Annotated in this window: 22 protein-coding genes; 3 read left to right on the forward strand and 19 right to left on the reverse strand. The window is 39.7% G+C overall.

The features are described from left to right. Positions 1-5: 5 nt before the first annotated feature. The 12 genes from H8S17_RS03285 to H8S17_RS03340 all read right to left on the reverse strand — a co-directional run bounded on the left by H8S17_RS03285 (position 6) and on the right by H8S17_RS03340 (position 14151). Complete coding sequence (locus H8S17_RS03285; protein WP_186866230.1) at positions 6-4466, reverse strand: PolC-type DNA polymerase III; 4461 nt, start codon at positions 4464-4466, stop codon at positions 6-8. 1 nt (position 4467) lies between these two features. Beyond that, positions 4468-5523 (reverse strand): flavodoxin-dependent (E)-4-hydroxy-3-methylbut-2-enyl-diphosphate synthase, encoded by a 1056-nt coding sequence (gene ispG / locus H8S17_RS03290; RefSeq protein WP_186866231.1) that lies wholly within the window; start codon positions 5521-5523, stop codon positions 4468-4470. A gap of 33 nt (positions 5524-5556) precedes the next feature. After that, positions 5557-6591 (reverse strand): RIP metalloprotease RseP, encoded by a 1035-nt coding sequence (gene rseP / locus H8S17_RS03295; protein ID WP_186866232.1) that lies wholly within the window; start codon positions 6589-6591, stop codon positions 5557-5559. A 1-nt stretch (position 6592) separates the two neighbouring features. Further along, a complete protein-coding gene (locus H8S17_RS03300) occupies positions 6593-7735 on the reverse strand; it encodes a 1-deoxy-D-xylulose-5-phosphate reductoisomerase (protein ID WP_186866233.1) in 1143 nt (380 codons plus the stop codon). 13 nt (positions 7736-7748) lie between these two features. After that, positions 7749-8549 carry a phosphatidate cytidylyltransferase gene (locus H8S17_RS03305; protein ID WP_178051561.1) on the reverse strand — a complete coding sequence of 267 codons (801 nt, stop codon included), beginning with the start codon at positions 8547-8549 and terminating at the stop codon, positions 7749-7751. Between the two features lies 1 nt (position 8550). Continuing rightward, on the reverse strand, positions 8551-9264 hold the full coding sequence (locus H8S17_RS03310) for an isoprenyl transferase (RefSeq protein ID WP_186866234.1): 714 nt from the start codon (positions 9262-9264) through the stop codon (positions 8551-8553). Between the two features lie 82 nt (positions 9265-9346). Further along, positions 9347-9898, reverse strand: a complete 552-nt coding sequence (gene frr, locus H8S17_RS03315; RefSeq protein ID WP_178051558.1) for a ribosome recycling factor — start codon at positions 9896-9898, stop codon at positions 9347-9349. 16 nt (positions 9899-9914) lie between these two features. Beyond that, positions 9915-10610: a UMP kinase gene (pyrH, locus tag H8S17_RS03320; RefSeq protein WP_186866235.1), complete on the reverse strand. Its 696-nt coding sequence runs from the start codon at positions 10608-10610 to the stop codon at positions 9915-9917. A gap of 3 nt (positions 10611-10613) precedes the next feature. Next, positions 10614-11441, reverse strand: a complete 828-nt coding sequence (locus H8S17_RS03325; RefSeq protein WP_178051275.1) for a bactofilin family protein — start codon at positions 11439-11441, stop codon at positions 10614-10616. Between the two features lie 27 nt (positions 11442-11468). Then, positions 11469-12470 (reverse strand): polysaccharide deacetylase family protein, encoded by a 1002-nt coding sequence (locus tag H8S17_RS03330; protein ID WP_186866236.1) that lies wholly within the window; start codon positions 12468-12470, stop codon positions 11469-11471. Between the two features lie 66 nt (positions 12471-12536). Continuing rightward, on the reverse strand, positions 12537-13703 hold the full coding sequence (gene tig / locus H8S17_RS03335) for a trigger factor (RefSeq protein ID WP_186866237.1): 1167 nt from the start codon (positions 13701-13703) through the stop codon (positions 12537-12539). Between the two features lie 79 nt (positions 13704-13782). Continuing rightward, on the reverse strand, positions 13783-14151 hold the full coding sequence (locus tag H8S17_RS03340) for a LytR/AlgR family response regulator transcription factor (protein WP_178051272.1): 369 nt from the start codon (positions 14149-14151) through the stop codon (positions 13783-13785). Between the two features lie 176 nt (positions 14152-14327). Here H8S17_RS03340 and H8S17_RS03345 point away from each other — a divergent pair, with 176 nt between their 5' ends. Genes H8S17_RS03345 through H8S17_RS03355 form a run of 3 tightly spaced genes read left to right on the forward strand, consistent with a single transcriptional unit; the run spans position 14328 to position 15429 of the window. Next, positions 14328-14552 carry a spore coat associated protein CotJA gene (locus H8S17_RS03345; protein ID WP_178051271.1) on the forward strand — a complete coding sequence of 75 codons (225 nt, stop codon included), beginning with the start codon at positions 14328-14330 and terminating at the stop codon, positions 14550-14552. An 8-nt stretch (positions 14553-14560) separates the two neighbouring features. Continuing rightward, entirely contained in the window at positions 14561-14818 is a 258-nt protein-coding gene (locus H8S17_RS03350) for a spore coat protein CotJB (RefSeq protein ID WP_243237959.1), read from the forward strand. After that, positions 14818-15429 (forward strand): manganese catalase family protein, encoded by a 612-nt coding sequence (locus tag H8S17_RS03355; RefSeq protein WP_186866238.1) that lies wholly within the window; start codon positions 14818-14820, stop codon positions 15427-15429. Before H8S17_RS03350 ends, H8S17_RS03355 begins: the two co-directional genes overlap by 1 nt. A gap of 590 nt (positions 15430-16019) precedes the next feature. Here H8S17_RS03355 and tsf read toward each other — a convergent pair. The 7 genes from tsf to H8S17_RS03390 form a co-directional block, all read right to left on the reverse strand. Beyond that, positions 16020-16952: a translation elongation factor Ts gene (tsf, locus tag H8S17_RS03360; RefSeq protein ID WP_186866239.1), complete on the reverse strand. Its 933-nt coding sequence runs from the start codon at positions 16950-16952 to the stop codon at positions 16020-16022. A 25-nt stretch (positions 16953-16977) separates the two neighbouring features. Continuing rightward, positions 16978-17715 (reverse strand): 30S ribosomal protein S2, encoded by a 738-nt coding sequence (gene rpsB / locus H8S17_RS03365; RefSeq protein ID WP_186866240.1) that lies wholly within the window; start codon positions 17713-17715, stop codon positions 16978-16980. Between the two features lie 128 nt (positions 17716-17843). After that, on the reverse strand, positions 17844-18293 hold the full coding sequence (locus tag H8S17_RS03370; RefSeq protein ID WP_178050720.1) for a chemotaxis protein CheW: 450 nt from the start codon (positions 18291-18293) through the stop codon (positions 17844-17846). A gap of 66 nt (positions 18294-18359) precedes the next feature. Then, positions 18360-18980 (reverse strand): hypothetical protein, encoded by a 621-nt coding sequence (locus tag H8S17_RS03375; RefSeq protein WP_186866241.1) that lies wholly within the window; start codon positions 18978-18980, stop codon positions 18360-18362. Next, positions 18977-19663 carry a DUF6115 domain-containing protein gene (locus H8S17_RS03380; RefSeq protein ID WP_178050722.1) on the reverse strand — a complete coding sequence of 229 codons (687 nt, stop codon included), beginning with the start codon at positions 19661-19663 and terminating at the stop codon, positions 18977-18979. Before H8S17_RS03380 ends, H8S17_RS03375 begins: the two co-directional genes overlap by 4 nt. A gap of 12 nt (positions 19664-19675) precedes the next feature. After that, positions 19676-19993 (reverse strand): hypothetical protein, encoded by a 318-nt coding sequence (locus H8S17_RS03385; RefSeq protein ID WP_178050723.1) that lies wholly within the window; start codon positions 19991-19993, stop codon positions 19676-19678. Between the two features lie 21 nt (positions 19994-20014). Beyond that, positions 20015-21613, reverse strand: a complete 1599-nt coding sequence (locus H8S17_RS03390) for a DUF342 domain-containing protein (RefSeq protein WP_178050724.1) — start codon at positions 21611-21613, stop codon at positions 20015-20017. Positions 21614-21627 lie beyond the last annotated feature (14 nt).

The raw sequence follows: 21627 nt of genomic DNA on the forward strand, positions 1-21627 counted from the left end.
ATAAGCTAAGCAAAATCAAACAAGGATAACTGATTAGACTCCGGCAGATCGCCCAAGATTCCCATATCCCCCATTAGGTCGATAACAGTCTTACTCACTTTTGTCCGCTGTCTGAAATCATCTTTCGATAAGAAAATTCCGTCCTTTGCTGCTTCAACGACAGCTTCTGCGGCTTTTTCGCCAAGTCCTTCGATCGTACTTAGTGCAGGCATTAACTTGCCGTCGATGATCTGGAAATGTGTTGCTTTCGCTGTATAAATGTCGAGCGGTAAAAACTCATACCCTCTTGCATACATTTCCTGTACGATACGCATATCGCGGTAAGTATCCTGTTCTTTTTTGGAAAGCTTGTCTTTGCGTTTTTCATAATCACGCATAAAATAATTTAAACGTTCTTCTCCCTGACACATCAGTTCATAGTTAAATCCTGTCGCACGTATGCTAAAATACGCCGCATAATATGCCAATGGATAGAACACTTTACAGTAAGCAATACGCCATGCCATCATAACGTATGCAGCCGCATGTGCCTTCGGGAACATATATTTGATCTTTTTACAAGACCAGATATACCAGTCCGGTACTCCATGGGAAGTCATTTCTTCGATCCATTCGTCTTTTAATCCTTTTCCTTTTCGGACGGATTCCATGATCGTAAAGGATAACTCACTGTCTAATCCCATATGGATCAGATAAGTCATGATATCATCACGCGTACAGATTGCAGTAGAGATCGTAGCTTTTCCTTCTTCGATCAATGTCTGTGCATTTCCCAACCATACATCCGTACCATGAGAAAGCCCTGAAATACGGATCAGATCAGAAAATTCCTGCGGTTTTGCATCAATAACCATCTGCATGGCAAAATCTGTACCAAATTCAGGGATTCCAAGTGCTCCAAGCGGACAGCCGTTTAAATCTTCCGGCGTAACACCTAAGGCACTGGTATTTTTAAACAAAGACATGACTGATACATCATCCAATGGGATGCTCTGCGGATCAAGTCCTGTAAGATCCTGTAACATACGGATCATGGTCGGATCATCGTGTCCGAGTATATCAAGTTTTAACAGATTGTGGTCGATCGAATGATAATCAAAATGTGTGGTAACGGTACTTGTTGTCATATCATTTGCCGGATGCTGTACCGGTGTAAAGGAATCAATATCTTCTCCTACCGGAAGTACGATGATTCCACCCGGATGCTGTCCGGTTGTCTTTCTGACACCGACACAGCCCTGTACGATACGGTCAACCTCACAGTTTCTCTTGTGGATTCCACGTTCTTCAAAATAATTTTTAATATATCCAAACGCAGTTTTATCAGCAAGAGTTCCGATCGTACCTGCACGGAATGTCTGTCCGTATCCAAAAATAACTTCTGTATAGGCATGTGCCTTACTCTGATATTCTCCTGAGAAGTTTAAATCGATATCCGGTTCCTTATTTCCTTTAAATCCAAGGAAAGTTTCAAACGGAATATCAAATCCTTCTTTGGATAGTGGTTTGCCGCAGACCGGACAGATTTTATCCGGCATATCACAGCCGCCACGGCCGGAAAATGCTTTGACTTCCGGTGAATCAAAATCACTGTAGTGACAATGTCTGCACAGATAATGTGCCTGCAGCGGATTTACTTCCGTGATACCTGCCATCGTTGCAGCAAATGAAGAACCTACAGAACCTCGTGAACCTACCAGATAACCATCTTCATTTGATTTCCATACTAATTTCTGGGCAATGATATACATAACGGCATAACCATTGCTGATGATGGAATTTAATTCCCTGTCTAAACGTTCTTTTACTACAGGCGGCAATTCTTCTCCATACATTTCATGGGCTTTATTTTCACAGATCGTACGCAGCAGTCCTTCAGAATCCTCAATGACCGGCGGACATTTGTCAGGGCGTACCGGTGAGATCTTTTCACACATATCTGCGATCTTATTCGGGTTGGTGATGACAATCTCCTCTGCTTTATCACTGCCAAGATATTCAAATTCTGCAAGCATTTCTTCGGTTGTACGCAGATATAGTGGTGCCTGATCGTCGGCATCTTTAAATCCTTTTCCCGCCATGATGATACGTCGGTATATCTCATCTTCGGGATCCAGGAAATGCACATCACAGGTAGCTACTACTAACTTATGGAACTGCTCCCCTAGTTTTACAATCTTCCGGTTGATCTCCTGCAAGTCTTCCATGCTTTCTACCGGTGCTTTTTCACTCGCGATCATAAATTTGTTATTGCCTAATGGCTGTATTTCCAGATAATCATAAAATTCTACTAACCGGACAATTTCTTCTTCCGGTCTTCCATTTAAAATTGCCTGATACAATTCTCCTGCTTCACAGGCGGAACCGATCAAAAGTCCCTCTTTGTGCTTTAAATATTCGGTCTTTGGTATACGCGGCCGTTTGTTATAATAAGTCAGATGTGACATGGAAACTAACCGGTAGAGATTGATACGCCCGATATCATTGGCTGCTAAAATGATTGCATGGTGTGTCGGCATCTTACCAATGACATCCGGTGTTGAAATGCTAAGTTCCCTTAACTGATCAAGTTCTTCGATACCACGTTCTCTTAGCATCTGCACGAATTTAACAAAGATTTCTGCAGTGCATCCCGCATCATCAACTGCACGGTGATGATTCTCTAAGGATACGCCAAGTGCTTTTGCCACCGTATCTAACTTAAAACGATGCAGACTCGGCAGTAGATTTCTGGCAAGGGCAACCGTATCTAAGATCGTAAAATCCTTTTTAATGCCCTGTTCTTTACAGTTGTGTTTGATAAAACTCATATCAAAATCTGCATTGTGTGCGACCATGACTGCATCCTGACAAAATTCCATAAATTCCGGCAGGATTTCTTCAATCGGCTTTGCATCGATCACCATATCATCATTAATACTGGTAAGCTGCTCAATCTCAAATGGAATAGGCACTTTCGGATTTACAAACGTGGAATACTTATCTACGATCACACCATTTTCTACTTTTACCGCACCAATTTCAATGATCTTATTTAATTTCGGGCTGAATCCCGTTGTTTCAATATCGAATACGACATAAGTATCAGATAATCCCTGTCCTTTCGGATTTTCTACAAGTGCTTTTAAATCATCGACTAAATAGGCTTCTACACCATAGATTACTTTAAAATCATCATCTTTTGAAAGCGCATGATTTGCCTCCGGAAATGCCTGCACATCTCCATGGTCTGTAATGGCAATCGCTTTATGTCCCCACTTTATTGCACGTTTGATAATATCTCTGACATCGGATACACCATCCATATCACTCATTTTTGTATGGCAGTGGAGTTCCACACGTTTGATAGGACTGTTATCCATTCTCGTAGTGCGGAAATCCTGTATCTTCTTAATTCCAACGATGGAGCCGATCGTCAGTTCACTGTCAAACTTATCGATCGTCGTTACTCCTTTGATCTTTAAAAATGCGCCTTTTTTGATACTTTCTAACAGTTCTGGAACATCTTCATTTTTTGAGAAGATCTTTAGTACGATCGTATCTGTAAAATCTGTTACGGATATGATAATGATTGTCTTTTCATTACGGATTTCTCTGGTATCCAAACTAATGACCTGTCCGCGGATTGCAACTTCTCCCATTTCGCCCACGATCTTATCAATCGTGATTACTTCATCGTCAAAATCCCTGCCATAGACTACATCGGGATTGTCTGACCGTCTGCTGCTATAAGAATCCCTTTTATTCCGAAATTCTTTCTTAAATTCCGGTTTTTTCTCAGGTACTTTTGCCGTCTGGTTCTTAACCGGCTCTTTAGCATTTTTTTCCGGTAATGCCTTTTCCTCGTTTTCCGTTTTCTCACCGTTATCTGACGGTTTTATGGAAAACGCAGACATACGGACAACATTTTTGATCTCCTGTTCGATGATCAGGTCAGCATTTTTGATCCGGCTGCTCTCTTTTGGTTTTTCAAAAGATAACTGCACGATCAGATCCATGCCACAGCGTTCGCAGAATATTTTTTCTAAAATACGAACCAGTTCATCCGATCGTTCTCTTGCAATGATCGTGTCTTCTAAGACAAGCTGCATACTCCGCTCGTCAGTAAAATTCATTTTTCCATTCCGGTATACATTATACAAAAGCAGACTGTAATTTTTTAATTCATCTGCAATACTGTCCTCATAGATATGTAATAATTTTTCTGCTGTATACTGACTCGATAATTGAAATTTTTCAATGATCTTGATATCCATATGCCGGCTCGGAAATAATTGGCTGGAAATATCCTTTTCTAATTGAAAAATATTTGCCTTATGGATCAGATGACTGCCAAAAAGATAAATGCGAATCAATGTCTTCGAACGATTCGCACTAACTCTTGTGATCTCCATCTCAGACAGCAGTTTTTTCATTTCTTCATTCACAACTAATGTTGGAAATACTTCAAAAAAAAGCTTTGACACGTTACTCACTCCAATGTAATAATTCCTCGCGAAGTGCCGGTAATAATTCATCTTCCGGTACTTTCTTGTACACTTCTCCATGCTTGATGATCAAGCCTTCATGGATACCACCTGCAATCCCGATATCAGCTTCTTTTGCTTCTCCGGGGCCATTTACTACACAGCCCATAACAGCTACTTTGATATTCAGTGGAATATCTGCTACCATATTTTCAACCTGATTTGCAAGTTCAATCAGATTAATCTGTGTCCTGCCGCAGGTCGGACAGGATACAACCTCTATCCCACCGGTTCGTAAACCTAATGTCCGTAAAATAAGTTTTGCGGATTTGATCTCCTCTAACGGATCACCTGTCAAGGATACACGGATCGTATCACCGATCCCCTGATGTAAGATCAGTCCTAGTCCGATCGAAGATTTGATATTACCGCTGATGATCGTACCGGATTCTGTAATACCTACATGAAGCGGGTGATCGGTCTTTTCTGCGATCAGTTCATGTGCTTTCACACACATTAAAACATTTGATGATTTGATACTGATGACTAAATTATCATAGCCGATATCTTCTATCATATGCACTTTATCTAAAGCACTTTCCACGATTCCTTCTGCGGTTACACCATGATATTTTTCTACGATCTCCTTTTCAAGTGAACCACTGTTTACGCCTACACGGATCGGCAGATTCCGTTCTTTTGCTGCTTCTACGACTGCAAGCAGCCGTTCCTTACTTCCGATATTTCCGGGATTGATCCTGATCTTATCTGCTCCATTTTCGATCGCAGCGATCGCAAGGCGGTAATCAAAATGGATATCCGCTACCAATGGGATCTCAATTTCTTTTTTGATCTCTTTTAAGGCATATGCCGCCTCCATGGTAGGAACAGCACAGCGGATGATATCACAGCCGGCTGCCGCAAGGCGGTTGATCTGTTCTGTTGTAGCCTTCACATCTTCTGTTTTTGTATTCGTCATAGACTGTATCAGGATTGGATTTCCACCACCAATGATACGGTTCCCGATCTGAACGGTCTTTGTCTGTGTTCTTTTCATGTTTCCTCCATTTTCGATTGTAAATCCTGTTTATCAGATAAATAACTTTCGGATATCATTGAACATCACAAGTACCATCAGTCCCATTAAGATCATGATTCCCACAAAATGAACCATTCCTTCTTTTTCGGGATCGATTTTCTTTTTCCGTATGGCTTCTATGATCAGAAATACCAGCCGTCCACCGTCTAAAGCCGGAAGCGGCAGCAGGTTCATCACTCCTAGGTTTGCACTTAGTAGGATGGAAAAGTTGATCATATTCAAAAATACATAGTAATAACCATCGGCTTTGCTCGCATCATAAGTATCACCGATCGATTTTACAATGCCTACCGGTCCGGAAAGTTCATTCGCACTGACTTTTCCTGTGACTAACATTTTTAAACTTTCTAACGTCGTCCATATCCAGTATTTGAGTTCATAGACACTATATTTCAGATTGCTTAAGACATTGCCCTTTTCCCTTGCATAGTTATTCTGGATTCCTAACAGATACCGTCCACTTTCTTCATCATAGGTCGGTGTCAGGGTAACTGTATGGTACTCACCGTCCCGCTCATAAGTAACGTCAACGGTTTCTCCGCTATGAAAATAGGAATACATACTCACTTCCCGATAAAAGTGGATATGCTGTCCATTCAATTTTACAATTGTATCTCCACCCTGCATTCCGGCAGCATCAGCGGAATATCCTTTCATGACGCCTGAGATTGTCGGCACATCGATACCGATGCATGAGATCAGGATAAATGCTAAAATAAATGCCATGATAAAATTAAATACCGGTCCTGCCGCAACCACGCTGATACGTGCCCAGACGGATTTATTTCCAAATGCACCTGCATCATCACTGTCCCCATCTTCACCTTCCATCATACATGCACCACCAAATGGAAGGAGTTTGATCGAATATTTTGTTTCGCCTTTCTGCACACCGAATAAGGTAGGTCCTAAGCCAAGACAAAACTCATTGACTCTTACTCCATTTTTCTTTGCAAGCAAAAAATGTCCAAGTTCATGGAATAAGATGATCACACTAAAAATTATAATCGCTATTACAAATTTCAAATTACCACCTGCTCTCTATATATTCATATACCGCCTTTTCTGTATCAAGAATCTGCTCTAAATCAGGATCTTTGATGTATGTGTTCTGTTCCATACATGCTTCAATGATCTCTGTGATCGTAAGATAAGAAATCTTCCGGTCTAAAAACATTGCAACCGCTTTTTCATTTGCAGCATTGTATACTGTAGGAATATTGCCGCCTTTTTTCATTGCTTCATATGCAAGTGCAAGCCCCCGGAAAGTCTTTGTATCCGGACGTTCAAATGTCAGATGTCCTAATGCAAATAAATCTAATTTTTCCCCACTTAAGTTTCTGCGTTTCGGATAATACAGGGCATACTGGATTGGCAGACGCATATCCGGTGTTCCAAGCTGTGCGATCACTGCCCCGTCTTCATATTCTACGGCAGAATGGATCACGCTCTGTGGGTGGACTGTCACCTGGATCTGATCGAGTTCTACCCCAAACAGCCATTTTGCCTCCATGACTTCTAAGCCTTTATTGACTAATGTAGAAGAATCAATCGTGATCTTTCTGCCCATCGCCCAATTTGGATGTTTTAAAGCATCTTCTACCTGAATATGCTCTAATTCTGCTCTTGTCTTGCCACGGAAAGGGCCACCGGACGCTGTTAAAATGATCTTGTGGATCTTATTTTGCTGTTCTCCCTGTAATGACTGGAAAATAGCACTATGCTCACTGTCTACCGGAAGGATCGGAACCTGATACTCTTTCGCTAAAGGAATGATCAGATGTCCTGCGGTTACTAAGGTTTCTTTATTCGCCAGTGCGATCACCTTTTTTGCTTTGATCGCAGCAATCGTCGGACGGATACCAAGCATTCCTACGATCGCAGTCACTAAGATCTCTGACTCGGGTTCTGTTGCAACGGCTAAAAGCCCATCCATTCCAAATAGTACCTTTACATTTAGATCCGCTACCTTAAGCCTTAACTCTTTGGCCTTTTCTTCTGCCCATACAGATACAATCGATGGATGAAATTCGCGTATCTGCTTTTCTAACAGGCTGATATTACTTCCGGCAGCCATTGCAGTCACCTGAATATCTTTCTGTTCCCTTACAATATCCAATGTCTGTGTTCCAATCGAACCTGTGGAACCCAAAATTGCAATTTTCTTCATATGATCCCCTCTATTATATTAGAAAAGCTGCCAGATAATATATGATCGGTGCTGTTACGATCACACTGTCAAAGCGGTCTAAAATACCGCCATGTCCCGGAATCAGCTTTCCGTAATCTTTGATATCATAATTTCGTTTGATCGCTGATGCCATCAGATCTCCTATCATGGAAATCAATGCACCAATGCCGCTGATTGCTGATAAGATCAGCATTTCTTCTGTTGTGATCTGCATAGCAGATCGAAAAATCCCCGTATATAACAACGTCAGTAACATGCTGCCGATCACTCCACCGACTGCACCTTCCACTGACTTTTTCGGACTGAGTTTTGGTGACATCTTATGTTTTCCGATCAAAACTCCCACACAGTATGCACAGGTATCACAGCCCCATGAGCATAAAAAGATCAGCCAAACTATATAGGCTCCTTTTTCTAACATTCTCGTCTGATAGATACTCGAAAGCATGACTGCTACATAGAATACACCAAAAAATGCAGCAAGGATCTGTTCCGTTTTATATTTTGGATAAGTAAGTACATATACAAACATCAAAACGATCAGAAAACCTAATACAAGCATCATCATATCCGGAATAAGATCCAATAAAAGATCTGCATAAAATACAATTGCTGCAACATATCCTGCAATCCCCGCCATACTTTTTTCTATATGAAATATCCGGTACAATTCAAACATACCAATCAGAGAAATGACTAACAGCGAACCTAATAAAACATTTCCGCCTGTAATGATCAAAAACAATGCTAATGCAACTAAAACAATCCCACTTAATAATCTTGTCTTAAACATCTCAATTTTCTTCCTCTTTGACTTTACCATACCTTCTATCTCTCGAACTATATGCTTCAACGGCACGTTTTAATTCCGCTTCATCAAAATCAGGCCATGGCACATCTGTAAAATAAAATTCACTATAAGCTAACTGCCACAAAAGATAATTCGACAGACGCTGTTCCCCGCTTGTGCGGATCATCAGATCAGGATCAGGAATACCAGCAGTATCTAAATAAGATGCGAATTTTGATTCATCAATATCTTCGATCGCAAGTTTTCCTTCATCGTGTTCCTGTATCATGTGTTTCATTGCACGTATCATTTCGTCACGACTTCCATAATTGATCGCAATTTGCAGATTCAACCCCGTATAACCGGCAGAAGCTGTTTCTAATTTTCTGATGTTTTTCTGAAACTCCTCATCTAAACGTGAAACATCTCCGATGACACGCACACGCATATTATTCTTTTTAGCAAGCTTTAAACAGTTTTTCAGATAGGAATCTAAAAGATTCATGATCGCACTGACTTCTGATTCTGGTCTGTTCCAGTTTTCAGTAGAAAATGCATAAAAAGTCAGATAACGGATTCCCATCTGGTGTGCAGCACGACAGATTGTTTCTACATTCTTAGCACCCATGGTATGTCCATAGGTTCGTGGCATTCCTTTTGCCTTTGCCCATCTGCCGTTTCCATCTAAAATGATTGCAACATGATCTGGTATCTTCAATATTCTTTTTCCTCTCTCTCATGTTATGGTGAAAATGGGGACACGCAATATGCAGTGTCCCCACGCTTTAGCTGATGTTCTATTATACTGTAAGAATCTCTTTCGTCTTAACTTCTACGGCTTTTTCAATCAACGAAATATATTTATCAGTCATTTTCTGTGCCTGATCTTCTAATTCTTTGATCTCGTCCTCAGATACATCTTCTTTTGCGAGTTTCTTGAAAGAATCATTTGCATCACGACGGATATTACGAATGGCAACTTTTGCATTTTCGCCTTTTTTCTTAATATCCTTTGCAAGTTCCTTTCTGCGTTCCTCTGTCAGTTCCGGAAATACTAAACGGATCACTTTACCATCATTTGTAGGATTGATTCCCAGATCAGATGTCATGATTGCTTTTTCAATTTCCTTTACCATGGATGCTTCCCACGGCTGGATCTGGATCATTCTTGGTTCAGGAACATTGACATTTGCGACTGACTGGATCGGTGTCGGTGTTCCATAATAATCTACTTTTAACTTATCTAATACATGAGGATTCGCACGTCCGGCACGGATCGCACTATATTCTTCCTCAAGATTATTTAAAGATTTCTGCATTTTTGTATCAAATGTTTCTAATCTTGCATCCATATCTATTCCTCCTAGTTTATACAGTAACCTTTGTACCGTTGAAGTCACCAGAGATTGCTTTTATAATACTATTCTCCTCATTCAACGCAAATACATACATCGGCATTTTATTTTCCATACACATAATTGATGCCGTCATATCAACTACAGCTAACTTCTGCTCGATCACTTCTTCGATTGAGATCGCATCATATCTCTTTGCAGCCGGATTGATCTTTGGATCACTGTCATAGACACCGTCAATTGCTTTTGCTAACAGAATACCGTCTGCTTCAATCTCAATCGCACGAAGTACTGTTGCTGTATCTGTGGAAAAATAAGGATGTCCTGTTCCACCTGCAAAAAATACAACCATGTTATGGGCAAAATATTTATTAGCACGGTCTTTTGAAAATAATTTTGTCATGGAACCACATTCAAATGGTGATAATATCTGTGTCATCATACCTACAGAACGGAAGATCTCTGATACGTAAATACAGTTCATAACTGTTGCAAGCATTCCAATCTGATCTGCCTTGGTACGGTCGATTGTTTCACTCGTACGTCCACGCCAGAAATTACCGCCGCCGATCACAATACCGACCTGTACATTCTGATCGACTAATGCTTTTACCTGCTTTGCTACTTCTGTAACCGTTGGCTCATCAAAACCTGTCTTTTTATCACCGGCTAATGCTTCTCCGCTTAATTTCAATAAAACACGCTTCATAGATTAGTTCCCTTTCTTCTCATCAAAAAGTCCCTGAACATCAATATCTGCATAGCACTGGGAGCAGAAACCTTCGATAACAGCACCGTTGTTGATCTGTACGGAACGGGATTTGATATTACCCATAACAACTGCGGAAGTATCCACAACAACAGGTCCCTGAACATCAATATCACCTTTGATCGCACCTGCGATAACTGCAGAAGCTGCTGTAATATTACCAATCACTACAGAACCGATACCGATCTTGACTGTTCCTGTACTATTTACTTCACCTTCTACTTTTGCTGCATCTGCAAAAAATTCTGAAGAATTGCTGTTTCCTTCTAAGATACCGGTTACGATCAATTTGCCATTACAGGTTACATTGCCACCGATTTTTCCACGGATATCAATAGACCCGTTAGAACTGATATCACCATTGATGCTTGTGCCTTCTGTGATCACAGTTGTTTCATCAGAAATTTCATCTGGATTTACACCTACTACCTGCTTTGTATTTACTGCCATTGTTTCTTCATTCATTTTTCTTTTCTCCTCCATTGCGGTTCTTGTATCTGCTTTTTTCACTTCTCTTGTAAATTCTTTTTCTAATTCAGCTACCTGCTGTGGTTTTACAACTGCCTGTGGTGCCGGCTGTTCCGTCACCTGCTCTAACAATCCGTTCAGCTTAGAAAGTTCAGATTCCGTATCTACTTCTGCATCAAGCGTATTGACTACCATGTCATCATTTTCAAGGGTATCTTCCTTTTCCGTAAGCTCATCTTCTCCGGGCATCAGTTCATTTACTGCCTGTGAGAAATCGTCTTTAAACTCTTTAAAAAAGCCCATTTCAAATCCTCCATTTTTTCTTATAATCTACTGTTGTTTTACACTTGCTGCTGCAATATGCTGAACGACAGTTGTATTCTCATCTATCGGTAATATTTCAGCTCCCATACTCTCTAATGCTTCGATCATCGGCTCTAACGCTTCTACGGTAGTTGTCTTTGTTTCTGCATCATGCATAAGAACAATAGATGTCTTATATTTTACTACATCTTTCATCACATTGTCGACTAATTCTTCTGCTGTATATGCCTGTGAAGTGGCATCACCGCTGGATACATTCCAGTCAAAGTATGTAATTCCCTGTGTATTCAGATAGTTGATAAATTCTTTCATATCTGTATTACTGACATGATTACTGCTTCCACCCGGAAAACGATAAAACAGACACTCTTGTCCGGTGACTTCATACAGATAATTCTGTATTTTTGAAAAATCACTTTCAAAGGAATCAAGCGAATCATATAACACACTATATTTATGTGAATAAGAATGCATTGCTAAAGTATGACCTTCATTTACGATCTGCCGGTAACGAGCCTTTGACTCGTCATCCTCTTTTCCTATTACGAAAAATGTTGCTTTGATATTATGTTTTTTCAGGATATCTAAAATTGCTGTTGTATTACTGCTTGGTCCATCATCAAATGTCAGATATACCTTATGGATATCTTCAGGACCTGCTAAATTTTCTTTCTGATTGACAGCTTCTGCAACAGAATAATATTCGGAATAGCCATTCGCCCACTCACCATTCTCTGTTGTATCTTCTAAATCAAAATAAGCACTCTCATCCGTTTTTGCAAATGTCTGCTTCGACTCTGTTTCCATCTGACCGCTGACTGTAAAATTATCTAAAAGATAATCCAGTTTTTCTTCTAGCATATATACTTTAAAAACAAGTGCGGTGCAAATGATCATGGAAGCTAATAACCATATGCCAACGACACAGATCAGAGCTGTCTTAATCCGGGCAACACGCTGACGCTTTTTACGTTCCTGCTTCAGCCCTTTTGTAGAACTATCTTCCATTATCTGACCTCCCCGGTCAAAAATCACTCTTTTCTATTGTACCATATATTGCTTCTTTTGCAAGAATTATTCCGTATCTTCCATAATTATTGCTTCTGTATCGGCACTTTCTGTATCTAAAAGGTCTTCTGCTCCATAATATTCGTCACTCGAAACCTCTGTCACTTCTGCATTTTCATATAAAAAGCTGATCGTTTTCTCTCTTAAGATGCTTGCAATGACAGATGCTTTTCCATAATCTTCTAAAAATGTATCTAAACTGTCATATCCATATTCTTCCGCTAATGCAGTTGCATCTTCCTCGTAATTCTGATCGGTAACGGCAAAGCCTTCTTTGTCTGCAATGGCTTTTGACACGATGATCTCATTCACCCAATTCTTTGTGATCTCATCTAAATCTTCATCGCTCATAAATTCTGACATAAATTCTTCATAATCCATGCCAAACATTTCTGCGTAAGAACGATAGCTGTCTACGGTATCATTATAACAAAAATCATATAATTCCTGCGGATAGCCGCTGATCTTTGCATTGTCGATCGCCTGTGACAAGGCATCTTCACCGGCTGCTGTCTGAGCCTCTGTTGTAGCTGTCTGCATCAGATCTTCCCGAAGGAAATCTTCATAAGCTGCTGTTGTATCATAATCTGTAACGCTTGCCACAAACGCATCATTATATTCAGGTACAACCACTTCACTGACGGAATTGATCTTTACGGTAAATTCTGCTTCTTTTCCTGCTACACTATCTTCTGAACTGCCATCATCATAATCATCAGGGAAAGTGATCTTAAATGTTGTAGTATCTCCGGCACTTTTTCCGATCAGATTGCTTTCAAAATCATCTAGAAATTCGCCTTCACCCATGGTAAATTCATAATCTTCTGCACTTCCGCCTTCAAATTCTTTTCCATCGATCGTTCCGGTAAAATCAATGCTGACATAATCCCCATTTAAGATTGCACGCTCTACCTGATTATATTCCGTATTTTCATCGATCAGATCTGAGATACTTGACTGCACATCTTCATCGGTAACAGTTGGAACCGGATATTTGACGGGAAGTTTTTTATAGTCACCAAGTTTGACATAATCACTTGCATCAAAATCAAGTGCTTCCATCTCTGCTGCTTCTGTGTCACTGACAGACATTCCATCTGTATTCTTCTTACCACATCCTGCAAGTAATAAAAGACCTGCTGCTACCATTATCCATAAAAATCTTTTTTTCATGATTTTCCTCTTTTCTTTACATATAATAAGCGGCACAGATTTTATCCCTGCCGTTTTTATCCTGATTATGTATATTCTGTTATCTGATACATTGTGCTAAAACTGCTTCGATCTTATCAGGATCGTATGGTTTTACCAGATATCCCTTTGCATGTACTTCATATGCATCTAATGCAAAATCTGTCATTGCCGTACAATAAATAATATCCGTCTTTGCATCCATGGAACGTATCTGCTGTCCTGTCTGTATCCCATCTAATTCTTCTAAAAGAATATCTAAAAACAGGATATCATACCGCCGATCAGAAAAGCTCCAAATCAGTTCTTCCCCACTTGCAAAACTAGATACAAAAACTTCAACATCATTTGCTTCTGCCCATGCTTTGACTAACTCCTGTAACACAGTACGTTCCATTTCATCGTCTTCACAAATGGCTATTCTAGTCATATTTCCACACCCTTCATGTTCATTTTCCATAGGCATAATAACATATATCGGAAAGCAAAATCAATGACTTTTTGGTCTTATTTCTTCAATTCTGGAATATAATGCTAATTTAGGCTGTCACTTTCTTAAAATAACTGCATACGTTATTAGTATAAATCAAAAAAAGGAGTTTTTTTATGAATACTTGCGGTCAACCACGATGCAGCTGTTCTACAGGTTCTGCTCCCACACCACGCAATCGGGAAATGGTATCTGATGAAAACTTTGCGCTTGCCATGGCATATGTACCTATGCAGCATTTCCATAATGTATATGAACTAGACGAAGCCATGCAGTATGGAACAATCTTCCCGGAACTAAATAAACCATTTCTTGGATGGAAAGGCGGGTGCAGACGATGAGATCAAATATGAATATGAACAGAAGCCAGCTCTTAGACTGGATCAATCAGGTCAGTTTTGCCGTTACGGAAATGTCTTTATATTTAGATACGCATTCTGATGACGAAGATGCCATGGCTATCTTTGAACACTACAAGGAAGAACGTAAAAAAGCACTTGCTTTATACTCTGCAAACTACTCTCCGCTGACTTTAGATACGGTAACGGAAAATAATCACTGGTATTGGGCAACTGATCCATGGCCATGGGAAGGGGGATACTGCTAATGTGGAATTATGAAAAAAGATTGGAATATCCGGTAAATATTAAAGAAATGAATCCGCAGATTGCTAAGTTTATTATTAGTCAGTATGGTGGTCCCGATGGTGAGATCAGTGCCAGTCTTCGCTATCTCTCCCAGCGTTATGCCATGCCATATCGTGAAGTTATGGGAATCTTAACGGATATCGGAACTGAGGAAATGGCACATTATGAAATGATCGCCACAATCGTGCATCAACTGACACGGAATCTGACACCGGAAGAAATCAAAGAATCCGGTTTTGGTGACTACTATATTGACCATACTTTAGGTATCTGGCCGCAGGCTGCCGGTGGTATTCCGTTTAATGCTTGTGAATTTCAGGTAAAAGGTGATCCGATCACTGATATTATGGAGGATATGGCTGCAGAACAGAAAGCACGCAGTACTTACGATAATATTCTACGTGTCGTAAAAGATCCTGATGTCATTGATCCGATCCGTTTCCTTCGGGCAAGAGAAGTTGTTCATTTCCAGCGGTTTGGTGAAGCACTCCGTATCATTCAGGAGCATTTGGATTCTAAAAACTTCTATGCCTGCAATCCGGCATTTGATAATAATTGTGGTACAAAATAAAAATTCTAGAGATACAGCAGATGAAAACATTAAAATTCCCTAAAAAAAACGCCATTGATCATATGATCTTTGGCGTTTTTTATCACATAAATATAACCTGTAAATGCTCCATAGCAAGTACCTTGCCTGTCAGAAGCCGCTTTTACAGCTTTGCAATAACCATTACTGCAATGATGATCATCACTGCTCTGCTCCGATATAGCTGACAATTGCAGCATATATTATCTTATTAAGTCTGTCTGTCCTTTGCTGCCGAAAAACAACATATTATACCTCATTTTTTAATTACTTATCAATTATATTATGATAACCGATAGGTAACTTATTAATTGCTATTTTAAAATTGCATTCATATAACTAATCAGAATGTGACATGGTGCAAAGATAATAACAAAAATCAGCAATGAAATATCTCTGCTTACAATACCATTTTTGCAGTATGCCCGATTCCAGCGGGCTATTTTATTTAATAGGAAATCCCTCCTGTTGGAAGAATTTCCTATTAAATAAAAAAACCTTGAATCTCCTTTTTCATAGGAAACTCAAGGTTTATTAAAGTCATATTTCAGATTCTACTACATATTATGCAATTACGCATTCATCTGCGCTGCAACTTCAGCTGCAAAATCTTCATTTTTCTTCTCAAGACCTTCACCTGTTTCAAAACGAATGAACTTCTTGATAGATACAGGTGTACCAACTTCCTTAGATACTGCTTCTAAGTATTTTGCTACTGTCTGTTTTCCATCTTCTGCTTTTACATATACCTGATCTACTAAGCAGATTTCTTTTAACTCTTTGTTGATACGTCCTTCGATCATACCGTTGATAACTTTTTCAGGTTTCTGGGATTCCTTTGGATCGTTCTTAATCTGAGCTAAAAGGATTTCTTTTTCATGTGCGATATAATCTGCACTTACTTCGCTTCTGTCGATATATTTCGGATTTAAAGCTGCAATCTGCATTGCAAGGTTCTTTAATGCTTCTTGTACTGTATCGTTTACTGTAGCTGTTTCAGCAACTACAACAACACCGATACGTCCGCCGCCATGGATATAATCTACTACACAGCCGTTTTCTGCTGTTACTTTTTCAAATCTTCTGATCTTTAAGTTTTCTCCGATAACAGCAACCTGCTCTACTAAGATATCTTTTACGGATTTAGAATTATCTTCTATCCATTTTTCTTCCATGAATGCATCCATGTCAGCCGCATCAGATGCTAATGCCTGCTGTGCAACCTTCTCAACAAATGTCTGGAACTTCTCATTCTTTGCAACGAAGTCTGTTTCAGAGTTTACTTCAACGATTGCTGCTGAGTTATCCTTTACTGCAACCTTAACAATACCTTCTGCTGCGATACGGGAAGCTTTTTTCTCAGCTTTTGCCTGTCCGTTCTTTCTTAAGAACTCCATCGCCTCATCCATATTTCCATCTGTTTCATTTAATGCTTTTTTACAATCCATCATACCTGCGCCGGATAATTCACGCAGTTCTTTTACCATTGCTGCTGTAATAGCCATTCTGTTTCTCCTCCAATAATCTTTCTTACGCTTCTTCTACTGCCTCTTCTGCAACAGCTTCGTCTGTATCAACATCAACTGTTCCCTGATTTGCTTCGATCACTGCATCAGCCATCTTAGAAACGATCAATTTTACTGCACGGATAGCATCATCATTTCCCGGAATAACATAATCTAATTCTTCTGGATCACAGTTTGTATCAGCAATACCGATCAATGGAATACCTAATGTATGTGCTTCCTGAATACAAATTCTTTCTTTCTTAGGATCAACAACAAAGATAGCATCCGGAAGTCTCTTCATATCCTTGATTCCGCCAAGGTTCTTCTCTAATTTATCCCACTCTTTCTTAAGAGCGATAACTTCTTTCTTAGGTAATACATCAAATGTTCCGTCTTCTGCCATTGCTTCGATTGCTTTTAATCTTGCAATACGGCTCTGGATGGTCTTAAAGTTTGTAAGCATACCGCCTAACCATCTTTCATTTACATAGAACATTCTGCAACGCTCAGCTTCTGCTTTGATTGCATCCTGTGCCTGTTTCTTGGTACCAACAAAAAGGATTGTACCACCTTCTGCTGCAATATCAGATACTGCCTTGTAAGCTTCATCTACTTTTCCTACAGATTTCTGTAAGTCAATAATATAAATACCATTTCTCTCTGTGTAGATGTATGGAGCCATTTTAGGATTCCATCTTCTTGTCTGATGTCCAAAATGAACACCTGCCTCAAGTAACTGTTTCATTGTAATAACGCTCATTTTCTTACCTCCATATGGTTATTGTCTTCCATATGCTTCCTTTCCTGAAACACCGGTTTCCGGCACCTGTTTCATCATCCGCATATGTGTTTGCTGTTTCGGCTTTTTGCCGAACCTTTAAAATTATATCATACTGCATCCTGATTTGCAAGCATTTCTTCTATATTCTGCTGTTCTTCACTTGTCAGCAATTTTTGTACATCTAAAGTAACGATCAGATTCTTGTTATTGTCTGCAACATCTGAAAAACATTCCTGCGAGTTTTTGATGATCTCCGGCATGGAAAAAATATGATCATCTGAAACGGTCAGTATCTCCTGCACTCTGCAGACCTCAAGACCGATCTTCATTCCATCCACATCTACAACAACGATATTTTCTGTCTTGACATCCTGATAGTTAAATCTTATAGGCAGGCTATACACCGGTATAACCTCACCATGCAAATTCATAATACCTTTAATATAAGGTAATGTGTTTGGAACGCTTACAATATGCATCATCTGTTCGATCGACTGGACTGCCTGTAAATCAATTCCGTATTTTACTTTTCCTAGTGTAAATGTTAATAACTGCATATCCTGCCTCCTTAGTCAAATTTCTGTAACTATAAAGATATCAAATCAGTACAAATACTTTTTTGATCACTGTGCTGTTTCACTTTCTACCTTTGTCGTCAACAAAGCCGCTATTTCCTCATAAGTAGCACCTTTCGGAATGTCATAAACACCCGGAAGGATCAGATTATCATAATCTTTCTGTATCAGGAATTTGTTAAATGCATCTGCATCATCGATAAGTCCTGCCTGTAATAATCTCTTACAGATAACATCGGAATATTCTCCACCGCCTACTTCAAAACGGACTTTTTCTGTTGCTGCCGCAGGTGTGTTTTTTTCTGATATTTTTTCTTCTGACGATTTTGTTTCTGAAGTTTTCTGTTCAGATGCTTTTTCTTCAGATTCTTTTTCTTCTGTACTTGCAGAAACGACAGATGTTTCATTTTCTTTCTGCTTTTCTGTTGTCTTTTGTGTATCTGTCTGTTCCGCATTATTCTGTTCAGTCGCAGGTTCTGTTTCTGTTTCCGTATCCATAGGAATCTGCGTACTGTTCTGTGCTTCTGCAACTGTCTTTGACGCCGCCTCCTGTTTGGGTTCTTCTTGCTGTACGGTATCATTTTTATGAATGGAAAATGCTATGACCAGAATCAACGTTGTGATCATGATTCCGATTCCCATTCCACGTAAATAATATTTTAGTTTCACTTTTTCCGTTTCCCTTCATACAATCCAATCACTAACTGCACTTCACCTAAACCTAATGCTAATTCCCTTGCAATCTCAATCGCAGTCTTTCCTTCTTTATGCAATGCCAAGATTGCTGAATTATAATTCATGGTTTCCGGTTCTTCTAAATCAGATCCGCCTAACTCGTCTGCCCAGTCATCCTGCATATCAGCTGGTTCTTCTAACTGCTGTGGTATGGTCATGGCTTCTTCTGCTACACTTCTCTGTAACATATGCTGTTCGATCTCTTCATCTTTCTTCTCTAATTCATTGACTAATTCCTGTAATTTAGATGAAAACTGTGTCAGTTCTGTATGTTTATCATTTAACATACTGTAAAGAAACATAATCTCATTATGTGTTTTATTCATGGATTCTACTACAGTATCTGAATATTCGCTGATTGCCATGATCTTTTCATTACATTCTTTTTCCATGGAACGCTCTGAATTCACCAGTGCTTCTTCCACCTTTTCTTCTACTTTTCCTTCAATATCACCTGATACTTTCTGTAATTCCCGCTCCATGACTCTCTGGATCTCATCGTTACTTAATTCTCCGATCTTATTCAATTCTCCGGGACTTAATTTCTCTGCAATAAAAAAACTGGCAACAAAAAAAATCACACCAATCACCAGTAATAGAATTTCTATTCCTGTCATGTTTATTCTCCTCTAAATTTTTATATCGAAATGACCGCTTTCCTGTTTGGAAACCACCTTTCCGTTTTCTTTCTTTTCAGGCTTTTTCTTCTTTTTCTGCTGACCCTCATATTCATTACTCCCCTTTTCCTTAGCATCGTAACGTTTCTCGTGTTCCTCTGCGTTATTTGCATGGTTCACTTGATTGAGCTGCCTATGTTCCTGCGTTTTCATATGTGCCTGAATACTCTGCTGTTCCACCATAGACCTGCTGTCTTCCTGCTGTTTTAACGCCCCAACATCCTGTGTTCTTTGAATCATTCCGTTTAATACTACCGGTCCAACTGACATATCTCTACCTCTGCCTGATTTTTATAGGTTCATTGCTTTTACTTCACCGTCTGTAACTACAAACTGACAATACTTCCGTTCCTCTTTCGTGGTCAGGGATTGCTCAGAAATCTTGATCGTCACCCCCGGATAGATCACATTCTGTACTTCTACCTTTGCACGACCTGCTGTCATAAATTCAAGACGTAACGTATTCATCTCCTCATTGATCGGTGCAAGCTGTCCCTGTAGTGTCTTTAATGCAGATACCTGTGTCTTCATAAAGGCAATCTTATCTGCCGAAAGTGATATTCCTGCTTTTAACTTCTGCGTATAGTTGATCAGCACCGGACGGATCATCTCAATCTTCTTACCGAGTTCCTTTGCTTCCTGCTGAAGCTGTGCATATCGTTCCTGTTTTCCCGGTTCGATGCCTACCTCAACATTTGTTGCTGTTCCCATGCTAGAACCGATTGTACGCGCAGATATTTTACTGCTTGCCCTGACGATTCCACCCATAATAAATCCTTTTCCACCACTGACATTGATCTCTGTATTAGCAGATACCTTACTCTGAATAATGGATTCGGTTTCAATATAACCACCAGATCTGACGGTTGCACTTTCGATAAACTTAATGACAACATTCCCTTTTGCAGAAAGAAGTCCCTTTCCCATTCCATGAATGCCACGTTGCACAATGATCTGTCCTCCGGCGTATAATTCTGCACCTTCTACGACACCTTCTACAACGATATCTCCATCTGCATGAATGACAAATCCGCTTTTTACATTTCCTTTTACAGATACATTTCCTGGATAATTGATATTACCGATGGAATTGTCTACATCTGCCGGCACTTCATAGACCCCAGAAACGAAAACTTTTCCCTGTACTAAAGAAGCATGACCTGTCACTTCGGAATATAATTCTGTTCCATCATCTGATACATAGATATTATTTGCATAAGATAAGTGCAGACTTTGCACTTCTCTTGGCTTTAATTCATTGCCAAACACATCATGTCCCGGCTGTCCCGGTACTGCAGGGATCAGTCTTGCGATCAACTGATCCTTCTCTACTTTACTGATAATATTTAATTCGTGGTAATTAACGGAACCGTCTTCATTATGTTTTGGCTTTAAACTCTGGTTTGTTGAAAAATAATATTCTATTTTCGCATCTTTTCCGATCGTTGGCGGTGTTCCCTTTCCAATCAGATATTCTGTGCAATATTCTCTTTCCCGCAACAGAGCATTAACCATATTCTCATCGATTCCATAAACGATCTGTTCATGTGCAAGTTCATCCTGAATATCTTCTAATGTAATGTTACGTCCGGTTTCTGCCGGAGGATAGAACGAAGCACGCACTAACATACTGTCTAATGACAGGGAAATGATCACCTTCTCATTAAATGGATTCCCCATGGCATCTCCGATATAGACATCTGCCGGTGTTTTTGCAGTGACTGCCTGACTGAGCATTCGAAAATCAACTTCGTTATACCCTTCACGATTCAGGTATTCCGCAACTTCTTTTACCTCAAGTGCTTTTCCTCCTTCCAATGCCGGGAAAAACTTGAGAAAAAGATTATTATCTTTTATTACGGGTATAAAATAAGCATTTTTATTCTCCATATGTAACCTTCCCC

Source organism: Roseburia zhanii, assembly GCF_014287635.1.
Classification (GTDB): domain Bacteria; phylum Bacillota; class Clostridia; order Lachnospirales; family Lachnospiraceae; genus Roseburia_B; species Roseburia_B zhanii.